Source organism: Vibrio sp. YT-19(2023), from assembly GCF_033337395.1.
In genome coordinates, this window is record NZ_JAWOQN010000667.1 from 1 (window position 1) to 634 (window position 634).

At 50.3% G+C, this 634-nt stretch carries 1 pseudogene; it reads right to left on the reverse strand.

The annotated features are described in order from the left end of the window. A pseudogene (locus R7E78_RS27775) lies at positions 1–634 on the reverse strand (glycoside hydrolase family 92 protein); the annotation flags it as partial.

Consider the following 634-nt stretch of genomic DNA (forward strand, 5'->3'; position numbering starts at 1 on the left):
TCTTTGATCTTCTTATCGAAAGTCGCGTAGAAGAAGATTTTTTGGTTTTTCGCCCAACCAGAGAAGTGCGCTGCATCGCGCTCGCCCGTGATGGTATGGCCGTCTTCGCTCACCGTCAGTTTGTTGCGCAGAGAGGTCGAACCCCAGTCACTGTTTAGGATGGAGTTGAGGTCAATCTTCAAACGTTGTGGTTGACCTTGCGGGTAGGTGTAACGATGGAAGCCGACACGTTCAGACGCCGTAAGCTCAGCTTTGATACCGTTCTCAGCAATCTTCACAGAGTAGTAACCCGCTTCTGCCACTTCTGAGGTTTTGTCCATCTTGACCGAAATCGCTTCGCGGTAATCGTCGCTTTCTTCGATGTATTTAGCTTTATCTTCGGTAAACGGTAGGAACAGAATGTCACCTAAACCGCCCATCCCCGTGCCAGATAGGTGAGTGTGGGAGAAGCCAAATAGAGTCTTTTTATCGAAGTGGTAACCTGATGAAGAGTGCCAGCCGATCAGCTCGGTATCTGGAGAAAGTTGCACCATGCCTTCTGGCACCACGGGACCCGGGAAGGTGTGTCCGTTAAAGCCAGTACCGATGAATGGGTCGACGTATTTTAGGTTGGAAGTATCGACGCTTGGTGAGG